The organism is Paenibacillus sp. T2-29, from assembly GCF_052921365.1.
This window is the reverse complement of sequence record NZ_JBREVE010000005.1, coordinates 333,312-346,053: the sequence shown is the minus strand read 5'-3', so window position 1 is coordinate 346,053 and position 12,742 is coordinate 333,312. Positions and strand designations below refer to the sequence as shown.

10 protein-coding genes and 2 pseudogenes are annotated in these 12,742 nt (G+C 46.1%); 5 read left to right on the top strand and 7 right to left on the bottom strand.

Features of this window, described 5'->3' with window-relative positions; all coding sequences use genetic code 11:
• Positions 1 to 1,666: 1,666 nt before the first annotated feature.
• Positions 1,667 to 4,156 carry an Ig-like domain repeat protein gene (locus tag ACU1JV_RS16835; protein WP_058830795.1) on the top strand — a complete coding sequence of 830 codons (2,490 nt, stop codon included), beginning with the start codon at positions 1,667 to 1,669 and terminating at the stop codon, positions 4,154 to 4,156.
• Between the two features lie 244 nt (positions 4,157 to 4,400).
• Here ACU1JV_RS16835 and ACU1JV_RS16830 read toward each other — a convergent pair whose 3' ends face one another.
• Positions 4,401 to 5,078: a hypothetical protein gene (locus ACU1JV_RS16830; RefSeq protein WP_025679565.1), complete on the bottom strand. Its 678-nt coding sequence runs from the start codon at positions 5,076 to 5,078 to the stop codon at positions 4,401 to 4,403.
• A 360-nt stretch (positions 5,079 to 5,438) separates the two neighbouring features.
• Between ACU1JV_RS16830 and ACU1JV_RS16825 the strand changes: the two genes are divergently transcribed.
• From ACU1JV_RS16825 to ACU1JV_RS16815, 3 genes and pseudogenes are all read left to right on the top strand, one after another.
• Positions 5,439 to 5,753: a hypothetical protein gene (locus tag ACU1JV_RS16825; protein WP_058710363.1), complete on the top strand. Its 315-nt coding sequence runs from the start codon at positions 5,439 to 5,441 to the stop codon at positions 5,751 to 5,753.
• Positions 5,750 to 6,061, top strand: coding sequence for a YetF domain-containing protein (locus tag ACU1JV_RS16820; protein ID WP_058830796.1), 312 nt, complete (start codon positions 5,750 to 5,752; stop codon positions 6,059 to 6,061). The genes ACU1JV_RS16825 and ACU1JV_RS16820 overlap by 4 nt, the downstream gene beginning before the upstream one ends.
• Before the next feature lie 506 nt (positions 6,062 to 6,567).
• A pseudogene (locus tag ACU1JV_RS16815) lies at positions 6,568 to 7,147 on the top strand (helix-turn-helix domain-containing protein); the annotation flags it as partial.
• A 5-nt stretch (positions 7,148 to 7,152) separates the two neighbouring features.
• On the opposite strand, the gene ACU1JV_RS16810 reads toward ACU1JV_RS16815, so the two are convergent.
• From ACU1JV_RS16810 to ACU1JV_RS16790, 5 genes and pseudogenes are all read right to left on the bottom strand, one after another.
• Positions 7,153 to 7,626: an SMI1/KNR4 family protein gene (locus tag ACU1JV_RS16810; RefSeq protein ID WP_058830797.1), complete on the bottom strand. Its 474-nt coding sequence runs from the start codon at positions 7,624 to 7,626 to the stop codon at positions 7,153 to 7,155.
• 152 nt (positions 7,627 to 7,778) lie between these two features.
• Positions 7,779 to 7,904, bottom strand: a complete 126-nt coding sequence (locus ACU1JV_RS16805) for a hypothetical protein (protein ID WP_301336223.1) — start codon at positions 7,902 to 7,904, stop codon at positions 7,779 to 7,781.
• A 36-nt stretch (positions 7,905 to 7,940) separates the two neighbouring features.
• Positions 7,941 to 8,171, bottom strand: a complete 231-nt coding sequence (locus ACU1JV_RS16800; protein ID WP_058830798.1) for a LysR substrate-binding domain-containing protein — start codon at positions 8,169 to 8,171, stop codon at positions 7,941 to 7,943.
• Positions 8,147 to 8,545: pseudogene (locus ACU1JV_RS16795) on the bottom strand (phospholipase D family protein); the annotation flags it as partial. The pseudogene ACU1JV_RS16795 and the gene ACU1JV_RS16800, both read right to left, overlap by 25 nt.
• A 100-nt stretch (positions 8,546 to 8,645) precedes the next feature.
• Positions 8,646 to 9,482 carry an AraC family transcriptional regulator gene (locus tag ACU1JV_RS16790; protein WP_081317905.1) on the bottom strand — a complete coding sequence of 279 codons (837 nt, stop codon included), beginning with the start codon at positions 9,480 to 9,482 and terminating at the stop codon, positions 8,646 to 8,648.
• A 149-nt stretch (positions 9,483 to 9,631) separates the two neighbouring features.
• Here ACU1JV_RS16790 and ACU1JV_RS16785 point away from each other — a divergent pair, with 149 nt between their 5' ends.
• The gene (locus ACU1JV_RS16785; protein WP_413986172.1) at positions 9,632 to 11,368 is read left to right on the top strand and encodes a glycoside hydrolase family 2 protein; all 1,737 of its coding nucleotides are present in this window, start codon (positions 9,632 to 9,634) and stop codon (positions 11,366 to 11,368) included.
• Between the two features lie 320 nt (positions 11,369 to 11,688).
• Here ACU1JV_RS16785 and ACU1JV_RS16780 read toward each other — a convergent pair whose 3' ends face one another.
• On the bottom strand, positions 11,689 to 12,621 hold the full coding sequence (locus tag ACU1JV_RS16780) for a bifunctional helix-turn-helix transcriptional regulator/GNAT family N-acetyltransferase (protein WP_413986173.1): 933 nt from the start codon (positions 12,619 to 12,621) through the stop codon (positions 11,689 to 11,691).
• Positions 12,622 to 12,742 lie beyond the last annotated feature (121 nt).

The window sequence follows — 12,742 nt, the reverse complement described above, 5'->3', positions numbered from 1 at the left end:
ACTGTTTAGAACAATTCCAGGAGAGCCTGAGAGTTAAGATTAATCAATTTGGAGGGGCATTAGAGGAGTTGGTGATACAACCTGACGTGGAGTTCAGTGAACCTAATGTGGAGATTGATGGAGTCATTCCGTGGCCAATTAATGAAATCACCGAGCTAGTTCTTAACGGGTTGGCAGTCGCGCTTTAGACAAAATGAAGGGTAACATCAATAGCAACATGACGATTAGCCTATTGTTCCCGCGGCTTAATGGGGTAGGATACTTTAATTTTGGATTTGATCATGTGGATTTTTTGAGAATAGTTTAGTAATCGTCACAGGTATTGCAAGTGATGATTAACATCCTTGGAATATGATATTTCTTTAGAATTAGTGGAAGCTTTGAATGGAAAAAATTCAGAGTACCGCCTTTTTTTTGTTTTTGAACTGTTGATCAAACTCACATGTATGTCAGTTATCCGTTGAAGGCGGGCAAAGGGAAAGAAAGTAAAGAACTGCCTGCGGTGATGAATTTTTAAAGTTCATATCATTTAGACGTTTCAGGCTTTGAGCCAGCAACTCCCCATGTTTCCCCGTCAACTTTATAATCACCGCCTCTCCAATGAAGTATGTAGTCTCCAGAACGCAAACCATCGCTGAAACCTTGGTCGTTGGAATTCCAAGTCACTGTATCGTGAGGAGCGATTACTAAACTTTCGATATATAATTTGTTTGAATCAATGTGAGTTAAACTTACCTTTACTGGATGATCAGAATGATTCTTCAAACAAAGTTTAACATGACCCCCGCCTTTAGGGACACTAAACACTTCTCTTACTGTTGCGCTTCCGCCGATCTTTGAGAAATAATATTGTCTCCGCTATTTTTACTTGGTGAGGCTGCAGCTTTTTCCTTCATGGTTTTCCACACCTATCTCTTGATATGGTTTACCAATTAGGGACTAGTGAATACAATCTGGTAGTCGCTTTTCTTATCTTCTCTATATTCAAATGCACAACTCTATAGACAAAAACGCCAAGGATAATGAATGCGATTTTTGTTGCCCAGAATACCACTTTTCCACTTTTTGAAAACACAAATAGGTCACTCTGAGCCCAAGTGACCTATTTGTTAAACAGTTTTATACCAGACGATCTAATACAATCATTGGCTCAGTCTCTTCCCACATCGGGTGCACGATTTATCCACGAACGCTCTACTTTGCGAAATATTTTGAACATCGGAAACCGGTGGAATGTCTTCTTCTTTCAGATGGGCAAGAGCAGGGTTTTTGGCCCACTCCCGATATGAGGCTAAATCCTTCCATCCCATCTGCCAGGAATCAACAGCATTAACAAAGCCCTAATTAATGATTACGCTTGAAGATTTGCGGAGTAGTTCTGTGTAAAAAACCGACAATATTGCACCGGGCTTAACGCTTAATTTTATTTCCCGAAAATATCGTTTAGTTTTGTACCGACCACTTCCTTTATGGTAGAAGCCATTTTGCATTTTTAAGCGTGCAGCGGAATTTACAATGCTTATCCGGTACGACAGCGACATCCGATAAAAAGGAAAGTTTGAAAGTTAGCGTGATTAAATTTTTATTGCCCTGCAACCGCCGGTGTAGTATTCTACATCCTGAGTATTTTAACCACTTCATTACCGAACCTCAGGGGGAAGACATCATGATGCTTCGAACACGCACGAGACGATTCGCCGCGCTTATCGCGGCGGCAGTAACCTTCACTACACTAGTCCCAGGACTCCCGGCAAGCGCGGACGCAAGCCCGAACCCGATGGAGGGGATCGTGCTCACGAAGCATGAACGACTCGGTCCCGAAGGGTTTGGGACCATCAGCTATGAGGATGGGATCTTCTACCTCACTGGAAAGAACAACCGTGCGTACTCCGACGACGGTGGGTCGAGCTGGAAGAAGCTGTACGGCAATAACGCCCAGATGGACACGGCCGGCGACGGCAACGGGAATTTCCTCACCGTCGTCGGTTCTGGCGGATATATTCGCTGGGATACGACCACACGGGCATTGGAATCGTTCGAAAAAACCATCTACTACCCGGGATTTAAGCCGTCCATGCCAAGCGTGGCCTACTTCAAGGGGTCTTTTTATGCGGCAGGCTACGAGACGGCCACGATGCCGCAGCTCGGCAGAATCTTCAAGCTGAACGACGACGGCGAATCCTGGGAACACATCGCGGTGCAAGGTCCTGCGCTGGAGAACAAGCGGTTCAATAAAATCAGAACGAACGGAACCACGATGGTCGCCGTCGGGGAGTACGGTCTGATCGCGACCTCGACGGACGGCGTCACGTGGACCCAAAGAGAATCCGGGTCGAGTCAGCACTTGGTGGACGTCACGGTCCCGGCCGACGGAAGCCCTATCATGGCCGTGGGCATGTACAATACGATCACGATCTCCGAAGACGGCGGGGAAACTTGGCAAGCGTATGGCTTCAAATATGATGACCCGGATATTTACAGCGTTACTTATGCACGCGGGTATTACGTCATCTCCAATGAATACGGAAAAATCCTTTACTCAACCGATGCTCGGAATTGGTCGGAATTCAATCACGGCTTCGGAAGAATAGGGATTAACGCCATTAATATCGACCTGCCGGGGCAGATGGTGCTTGTCAGCGGAGGTGGCTTGGTATATTCCGTAAGTAAGGCTACTACCTCTACGGCGTTAGCAAGCAGCGCGAATCCGGCTTCGGTCGAACAAGAAGTCGTCTTTACGGCAACCGTGTCGAAGCCGTCGAATTCCCCGGTGACGGCCGCGCCGACGGGGACGGTTACGTTCAAGAACGGCGAATCGGTACTGGGCAGCGCTCCGCTCACGGTAGGACAGGCGACTTATTCCGTGTCGGATTTAAGCATCGGGACGCATCAAATTACTGCGGTATACAGCGGCGATGGAGCGTTTGGGACAAGCGCCTCCGCTCCGCTTGGTCAAGTCGTGACCGACGCAGTGCCGAAGAAGTCCACGACCACGACCGTGACGAGTACGCGAAATCCGTCTACGGTAGGTCAGTCCGTCACGATTCACGCGACGGTAACGGGACCCTCCGGTACGCCGACAGGTACCTTGACCTTCAAGGATGGCGACACGGTGTTGGATGCCGTACCGATGACGGTAGGCGCGGCAACCTACTCGACGACGCAGTTCATGGTAGGCGTGCATCCCATTACTGTGACGTACAGCGGAGACATTCAGTTCGAAGGCAGCACCTCCGCCACGCTCCATCAGACGGTAAACGCCGACGATTCCGGCAACTCCGATAACGGGTCCGGCGGAAGCAGCGGCGGAAGCGACGGCGGAAGCAGCGGCGGAAGTGGCGGTGGAAGCGACCCGACGACGGGAACGACCCCGACGGCGCAGCCAACGACCCCGACGGCGCAGCCAACGACGCCGGAACAGCCGGATGCGCAGAAGCCGGAAGGAAACGGGGAAATCCCCCAAGACCCGAACGATATTTTCAGAAGCCAAGTCGTTCGTGCGGACAGCAACGTCATTGCCGGCGTTCAAGCGAGAACGGCAGAAATCTTAGAAAACGGCGGACAATTCGCGTCGATTCAATACAACGATCTCGGGGATCACTGGTCTATCCCGAACGTCGAGAAGCTGACTAAGCTCGGCGTCATCCACGGGTACCCTACCGGTGGCTTCGAGCCCGATGCGGTCATTACGCGGGCCGAATTCGCGGCGATGATCGACAGGGGCTTCGTGGATATGGCTAGTAGAAAAGTTGAGATCAATGAGGAAGATTTCGCGGCCTTCAGCGATATCGAGGGGCATTGGTCTTCCGATAACTTAAAGCAGCTTGTAGCGGTCGGCGTTATGACGGGATACGAGGACGGCACGATCCGTCCGGAGAAGTTGATAACGCGCCAAGAGATGGCCCTCATGATCACTCGAGTACTGAATGCATATATTTTGAACCGCGATACATCTGATGTAGCGTTTAGCGATTTGGACGGCGCGTACGGCGCGGAGGCGATTAAGAAGGCTACGGCACTGGGCATCTTCACTGGGAAGACGAAACAGCGCTTCGACCCGCATGCGGGTGCGACGCGCGCCGAGTCCCTCCAGACGATCATCAACACTTATACGTTAAGCCCAGCCATCAAGGAAGCGTTGGACAGCTTGAGTTGACGTCGGGCGTCTATAACATAAACCGATAGGACGACCCAAATATATAAAACCAGCGGCAGTCAAGGACCTGAAAATAAAGTCTTAGACTGCCGCTGGTTTATTGAACTAACGTTCTCTGTTAATTCGACCATATCTGGCGCACGGGTCAGCACTTTCCGATGCGACTTGCCGAGAATCCTCTGATATTCCTCGAATCTTCGTTCGATGAAATGTTGAAAAACCGCTCTGTAAACGGGCGGTTTTCTTATGCTTGCATGAATGCTTCTAACGGCTCCAGAGTCGAGAACGTCTTCTTTGCATCCTTCTTCCGTTGCTCATCATAGAGTTTGGTTAACTCTACGAATGATTCAGCTTTAATCTTCGTATAACTCGATTTGGTGTATCTGATTATGTACTTCTTTTGCCCTTCCTCTTCAACCCATTCGTAAACGACGTCATATTTGTCCCTCAAATTCTTCAAATGAAGTGCCCGGCGCAACACTGCATAGTGTTCTTCAATGGCTTCATCGCATTCCTCCATAATCTTCTCGTATGAGCAGCCAACTCGCATCATAATCTCTAATGCCCGTTCATCGCCGTATCTCGCGAGAAATTCCTTCAACGAAACCAGCGCATATAGCGTTATTTGTTCCTTGTCATTCGGATTTCTGTATTCATAACAGCCTACAACCAAATTGCGGTCGGTCATTTCCTCCTTACTGAATTGCATCTTAAACAAATACTCGAGTGTCTTCTGCTTCATAACGGTTTCCAACATCTGTTCTTTATCAATCCTGATGCCCGTTGTCACCCACGGAAACGGTAGTTGGCCGTTACTTTCACGCGGTATGCTACCCCTAATATTCAAAATCGGCAAACCCGTAGCAATTGCGTACGACCTGTTATATCCTTCGTCCGCGAATATTTCCTGTTCTTCTCGCATGTGTCCTGCCCCTCCTTTTAGTACCAAGTTCCATTCGGCGCGAAGTGCCACCAGTTGTCTGCGAAGTGAATCTCCGCTCGATTGTATCATATGAGAACCATAAGTTCATCTAATGGTTGCATTATCCTGCCCGTTGGCTAATGCCGGCTGCCAGTCTACAACTTTATTTTTCAGTCTAACACTTTATTTTCACAGAACAGCGGTAACACGGCTCTCTGGCAGTCGCTTTAAATAAAGGCGGCTTACAAGGTGGGCTTTAAGAGGAAATACTTCTGCATAAATGCTTGTATTAATGTCGGTGTACATATTTTTCATAGATTAAGGTAATGATAGAAAAAAAATCATGGGAGTGAGCATGAGATGTTTAAAGACTGGGTGTACAATATACCTTCTTTGAGACACTGGCTAAGTAAGTTGCCATCCTTACCTTATCCATTAAAAGCATTGTTGATTGTAGTGGTTGGAATTATGCTGTTTCGTCTTGCTGGAAAAAGATCGCTCGCAGAAATGACAGTGGCCGAAGCCGTCATAAGAATAGCCATAGGTACGGTACTTATCCAACCCCTTGGTATGAAAAATGAGTGGGAGGCAATTTATGGAGGCACTCTGCTCATTATTGTAGTTATAATCATAACGAAAATGATGCAATACATACCGAAATTTAGGGTCTTATGATCGCCGTCCCTTCCGTAGTTATTAAAGACGGTGAAATGATGCTGAAGGAGATTAAAAAGGCCAAGTTAACCACTGGTGAGGTGGAAGTTAGCCTACGACAAAACAAAGTCGGTAATATAAAAGATGTAGATTTGGCTATTTTCGAATCAAACGGTAAATTATCGACTATTCTAAATAATGAGCAAGCTGCGGCAACAAAGAAGGACATCCAGATGACCCTGGATGTCCTAGCCAACAATGGTTTTCGCATTCCTGAAGAAAAAATTACCGAAGGGAAAACAGCACCATTATTTGATAGAAGCTTATAAGGAGGCTGAAAAAGTTGATAACATACCAAATCAGTATTGAGTTTGACTCATATTTTTTTCTGCTGACTGGTTATGTAAACAGCTTACTATAAGGTATCCGAGAAATCCAGGCAGGTACGTGTAAAAAAGTTTCCAGATCGATACTAGCATACTTCTTCAGAATTATCTTAACGCAAGAATTTATTATAATAGTGCTGATCGCCAGCTTTCTGTATCCCATGAAAAATCTGATTGGCCTTTTAACACGTTTAGCTTTGTTCGGAATGATGGCCTACACTCTGTTTTCAGGCTCTATTCCGAATTGGGGGGATAAATTATTGCAATGGTCATATTATCCTTGCCTATCCTCATAAATTTGTTGGTTAGATTCCTGAAAATGAAAATAATAAAGGCTTAAACCGTCCTTTCAACAGGACATTTTTTTTTCAACACATAACAAACTAAATGTCTGCTTTAAATACTCTCTTATATCAAATTTCAACTTACATGTGCCCATGCATGAAGCGAAGCTGCAGGAACTGCAGGACGATTATGAACAGCTGCCTGTCATGACCTATGAAGAGATTGTAAAAATCTCCAACATGCTGTCCCTGCTGTGCAACTATATTGTAGAGGAAGCTCTCAATAAAAACTTGCTGGTGGAGATGTTCGAGAAGGCTTCCGGCTCCCAGGAATCCGTTAATCTATGCACGATTTTGCCTGGGTACTCCATTCGCAATATTGAATCCATCAAAAAGGAAATGACCAATGCGATTGCGGATGCCTATCTCAAAAACAGCCCAAGCGTCACAGTCACAAGAGTGAGCAGGTGACATTGAAACACATGGTAAATCTATGCCACCTTAGTCCAAGCTATTTCAGCAGACTATTTGCCAAGGAACCGGGGAGAATTTCACAACCTATCTGGCCAAGCTCAAAATCAAGTGGGCCAAGCAATTGCTGGAGGTTACCGACATGCCGATCTCACAGATCAGTGATGAGCTGGGTTTTAACGAATCAGGGTACTTTATCAAAATTTTCAAAAAATTCGAAGAGATCACGCCTTCCCTATATCGCAAATACATTCAAGAGCAATCTGTCACCTAGTCTGACTATTTCATCTGTTCCTGAACCCAGATCGCAGAACCGGCCAGCATCTCCATCAATCCGTTAAAGTGAGGCGCTACCTCCTGAAATGGATAATCTCCTGCATAGTCGTGGATAAGCATCAGAACTTTACCCGAATTCCGTTCCAGAACAGCAATGCTTCCTTCTCCAAAACCGCCAATCGGGAACGGATTCAGGTCTTCAGGCAGGTCGTACTCTTTCTTATACTCATGATACGCTTCCACAAATGCAGGGTATGCCCATTCCAATTCCTGTACGGAATAGAGCGCAGGATCACCGAAGTGGCAGGCACCGTAGTACAGCAAAAGGTCCCGGTACGACTCGGGAAGAATAACGTTGTGCTTTTTCTCAAAATCAACGATCGCCTGCTCCGATTCCCGCGTACAGCTCTTCCCCATTACGGTCTGATATGCCTGATTCAAAAGAGCCCGAATTGGTTCTAATGCCGCTGATTCCATGAAACATCCTCCTTTTATAGGTGAGATAAAGCCTGCCATCATTGTACCGATGTAAAATATTATTGATTAGGCCCTCGATCTAACGAATTCGAGTTCGTCCCTCACTGTTAATAACAATACAACCCCGATAGAGTTTTATGAAATAGAATTTTTTAGCCTTCGTTACTCCTGGTTGTCATCATCTCCAGCAAGCCACGTAATGCGGCCGATAGATGTTCACTTTGGGCATGTACAAGTCCCACTTCCAACCTGCAATATGGCTCTGGCAAAGATATCACTGAAACCTCTCCTCTTAATTCGGCTTGAACAACCGATTATCGCGGGAGTAAAGATACCCCTATTCCGGCAGATACACCACTTAGGATCGTGTTCAGTGTACCAAATTCCATTACATTGAGCGTATGGACACCACGGCTATGTAGAAAAGCTTCAGCTTGAATTCTGTGTGTACACCCGATCTCAAAGAACAACATCGGTTTACCTAATACTTCGGGCATCTGATGCAAGCCGGGTTCCGCAATCAGAACCAGTTCTTCATCAAACACCTTGATTCAAGGATTCCATTGAAGTAATCGGAACATTCATTAGCAAAAACCGGTTCATTCTCTATTAACATACCAAATTCATGGTTCTTATAGAAACCATTAAACGTAAAGTTAGCAGATCTGGTAATAACCGAAGTCCCATCGAATATATATAGCTTTGAGTGTAGGTCCTGCAGCGCATATATGTTGGCACCAGCACTTAACAATCTATCTAAGCCATCAATGTTGCTTGCGCCTTGTATAAAATCCTCCCGATAGAAGCGGGTTATGATGTTGCACTCAAGCTCCTCATCGCTTTCTAAAACCGCAGAGAGACTTATGGCCGTGTTTCTCCCTATGAAAGGAGAAATAATGTTGATTTGCGTTGTACAGTTGTCTAGAAGCCTTAAATCTTCTCTGTTAGGCTTTGTCCTCTTTTAAGTACATTGTTGGGAATCAAATTCAAACGCAAATCTGATGATATCACCCTTGGTATCAATTTCCTTGCATTCTTCGGTACTCGATCGGAGAGAGACCATTGCGCTTCTTGAACGTTTTACTGAACTGGTATACGTCAGAATAGCCACAGGCTCTCGCGATATCTGTGACGGAATCACTTGTGAACAGGAGCCGGCGAACGGCGTGCTCATTGCGAAGATGATTCAGGTACTCCTTGGGACTGCACCCGTACCGGGATCCAAAGGTTCTGCGTAAATAAACAGGTGAGAAACCCGTCTGCTCCGCCAATTCAGTAATCCGCAACTCGGTAGCAAATGCCGTATCTAACTTCTCCTTGAATTTACGAAGAGCCTCTACTATTCCGTCCCCATCGTCGTGCCTCCCTCCTGCTTCCGCTGCCTCGTGTACCTCTTGTACCAAACGATACCAGACTGACTTTACTCTGGTCTCTCGCACAAGATCTCCAGGTACCCATTCCCTTTCCGCTTCCCGGAATTGTTCCCCAATCCGGCCCGCACGCTCACTCTGTAGAGGCATAAGAAATGAAAGCCGCAGCCGCTCAATCGACTTTGGCGTATCCCATTCGTTCTCATTTTTTATGAGCGAAGCGCAATCAAACAGTATCATCGTCATTCGGAGTGGATGTGCATCAGACGATTTCATGTAAAGAGGCAGTCCAGGCCATAGGTATACCAATGTTCCCCCGCTAACCTCTAGATCACTCTCCTCACAACGAAAGGTTCCCTTCCCACTGTAAATGTAATAAAAGGTATGTCCTGATACCGTCTGCCGTATATCTTCCCAGCCTGGCAAGGGCGGCTTAGCGATTACCCAATGGATATGCACTACCATATTTCCCAAGGCGTAGTCCATATAAATTCCTCCTTTCCTTAATAGTATCATTTATGACAAATGATGAAGATTGTTTTTGCCATTGTCGCTGGCTTGGTACCAATGCTACACTTCCAACATACAGGCCATCCATGATGTTCTATTGCAAAAATATACTGGAGATGATGAATATGATTCGAACGTTTCAGCAGCATCGACTTAGGGAATCCCAACAGCTTGATGGATTATGGGATTTCGTTTTTGACAAGAATAATGTTGGATTATCTGAAGAGTGGAATACGAATTTCCCTTCCAATCATGATCGTGTGCCTGTGCCAGGTTGTTGGAATAACGAGCTCGGCAAATACGAATACGAAGGTGTTGCGTGGTACCGGACATGGGTAACCCTTGACAATCCCAGCCATCTGCGTCTACTGTTTCACGCTGTCATGGGACATGCCGATGTATATTGGAATGGACAGCATTTAGGGTACCATTATGGTGGATTCACTCCTTTTGACTTTACTATTCAGGATGTTACCTCTGGTGTACACGAACTCATTGTCCGCACAGACAGCACTCTGGGGACCGACACCTTACCCTATCATATCGTAGACTGGTTTCATTACGGCGGAATCATACGGCCCGTAGAGGTTCAGCGTTTGCCAGATGTATGGGTTGAGGGAATCCGCATTACCTATGAGATGACAGGAGATTCCAGTGCAGATACCCGAATCGTGCTCAAGCTCCGTTCGTTGTCAGATAAACCCGTTGATGTCCCTGTTTCTCTCTATCGGAATAATGAGATATTTAAAAATCAAAACGCTTACCTTCCAGCTAAGGGTAGCACGGAACTTGTGCTGGAACAAGAATGGTCAGACCTCCAGCGTTGGAATCAGGAAGATCCTGCCCTATACATGATTCGAGTAGTCGTGGGTCAGGATGATCTGACAGATCGCATTGGGTTCCGTACCGTAGAGACGCGAGACAAGAAGATTCTGCTAAATGGCAAAGAACTTTACCTGCAGGGTGTTAACCGTCATGAAGAACACCCCGAATGGGGTTTCGCTTTTCCCAACAAATTGATGACCAAAGAACTGGATATTATCCGTCAGATGGGATGCAACACGGTACGCGGGTCACATTATCCGCAGAGTGAGTACTGGCTCGACCTGCTTGATGAGCAAGGTATCCTCTTCTGGAGCGAAATTCCGATTTGGGGCGCTGCTTTTCCCGCCAAGGAGACAGATGATCCCCTCTTCGTGGAACGAGCATTGACCATGATGGATGAGATGATCGAGCGAGATTTTCACCATCCTTCAATCCTGTTCTGGTCTGTACACAACGAGATTGATACACGTTCTCAGCAGGCTTATGTTCTATCTGTCAAAATGACCGAGCTCGTTCGAAGCAAGGATCAATCCAGGCTGGTTGCTTTTGCCACGATGCACCCTATGACAGACATCTGTCTTGGACTATTCGATGTCATCGGGATTAACTATTATGGTGGATGGTACTTCGGACATGTCGAGTTTGAGGAGATGCTTAAAGTCTTTTATGAGCGTTGCAATGAATATGGAGCAGAGTATACCCCGGTGCTCATGACCGAATTTGGTGGAGCCGGTGTATATGGAGATTCTGGCTGGGAACCGCGCTTATTCAGCGAGGATTATCAAGCTGATTTGCTCGGCAAGTCGCTGAAGCTCTTCCGAAGCGATCCGAAGATTAGTGGCACTTACGTTTGGCAATTTGCAGATACACGGGGCCAACTTCTGAGCCATCAACCGCACTTCAGAGACCGGGCACGCTCCTTCAATAACAAGGGGCTGGTTAACGAATATCGCAGACCCAAGCTTGCCTATCGTGTGGTGAAGGGTATTTACACCGACCACAGTGATCCGTATGACTGGGGTTCTACACTGAAATGAGTTTGTAGAGATTCTATAAGCTTTTTTTGAACTCGCACTAATTAGGGGGTACTTTTGGAACACGTACTTATATGGTCAGAGGCTATCCTTTTGAGGATAGCCTCAAAATATAAAGCCGTTTTATAAACCGTCATCCCAATGGTAATGGCAAAGCCGGCGAAATTCCAATCTTCATGTCGGCAGGCGAGTTAGCTTTTGCGGGTGCCTTCGGAACCCTGTCGGTTTCTACCAGGAGAATGACACCGTCAAATACGGCCCGATTATAGTTTAAGCCCGTTAGCTTAATAGCTTGTATCTTTACCATTATGAAAGCTTATTCATCATGCTTCATGGAGATTAAGCTCATAAGTCTGTTCAATGTGACGTTTACCCCAAGATTCGTTTTCTTGTTCGGAAATCTTCTGAAAACCTGCTTTCACATACATGCCAATAGCCGTTTTCTGGTCCTCTGTCGTTTCCAGAAAAATGAACTGGTAACCTCTTTCTTTGCAGTAACTGATCGCCTCATGTAAAAGCTTTTTCCCGAGTCCCATTCCTCTGGCATCCGGATGCAGCATAAACCACCTTAACTGCGCTTTTTCATTAGAATGGCTGATGATAGCTATGCTGCCAATTATTTCGCCATTGGCTTCCGCTAGCCAGAAACGGTCCTTGTCCGAGCTGTAGGTTTGAAGCAAGTCGTAAAACGTCTTGCAGACATATCCTTCAAAAAAAAGATTATAACCGCACTCCTTTGCATAGATCCATCCGTGCATATGAATGAGCATTCCTACGTCTCCTGGTTTCAATTCAGTCCGGATGCTTACGCTCCGCTCTGTAGGATTGTCCGATAGCTCTCTTTCAATGGTAGTCATGCTTCTGGCAATGCTTACTTGGCTTTGATACGGCAATCCGATGATCATATTGCGAATCTGATTATCGGACAAGGTATTCATTTTTGACAACGTCTCCTCACCGAGACTCGACAAGTACAGAAAAAAAGATCTGCCATCCTTCTCGGATTGGACCCGGTAGATTACGCCCAGCTTTTCGAACCGTTTGAGAATCCGGCTTAAATAGCCCGCGTCGATACTTAGAAGGTCGATGAGCATTCTGGCCGTGCAATGCTCCGTGTTGCCGATTTCGTAAAGAACTCGGGCTTCCGAAAGTGAAAAATTGCTATCCAGAAGGTGCTTATCAAGCAACCCGAGCACCTTCGTGTAGAATCGGTTAAATTTGCGAATAGTCGGGATTAAGGACATTTCCGAACCCATTTGTAAGCCTCCTAAATTAACTGAACTACATTAATCCTTATACTTTAATTGACTAATATCAACTAAGTGAAAAATATAATGATTTTAATTGACTTTGTCAACTATATTAGCAACAACAGTT

Bases quoted from the DNA above. Each gene is read 5' to 3' on its own strand.
- ACU1JV_RS16835 (WP_058830795.1), top strand. From the start codon at position 1,667: ATGATGCTTCGAACACGCACGAGACGATTCGCCGCGCTTATCGCGGCG.
- ACU1JV_RS16830 (WP_025679565.1), bottom strand. From the start codon at position 5,078: ATGCGAGAAGAACAGGAAATATTCGCGGACGAAGGATATAACAGGTCG.
- ACU1JV_RS16825 (WP_058710363.1), top strand. From the start codon at position 5,439: ATGTTTAAAGACTGGGTGTACAATATACCTTCTTTGAGACACTGGCTA.
- ACU1JV_RS16820 (WP_058830796.1), top strand. From the start codon at position 5,750: ATGATCGCCGTCCCTTCCGTAGTTATTAAAGACGGTGAAATGATGCTG.
- ACU1JV_RS16810 (WP_058830797.1), bottom strand. From the start codon at position 7,626: ATGGAATCAGCGGCATTAGAACCAATTCGGGCTCTTTTGAATCAGGCA.
- ACU1JV_RS16790 (WP_081317905.1), bottom strand. From the start codon at position 9,482: ATGGACTACGCCTTGGGAAATATGGTAGTGCATATCCATTGGGTAATC.
- ACU1JV_RS16785 (WP_413986172.1), top strand. From the start codon at position 9,632: ATGATTCGAACGTTTCAGCAGCATCGACTTAGGGAATCCCAACAGCTT.
- ACU1JV_RS16780 (WP_413986173.1), bottom strand. From the start codon at position 12,621: ATGGGTTCGGAAATGTCCTTAATCCCGACTATTCGCAAATTTAACCGA.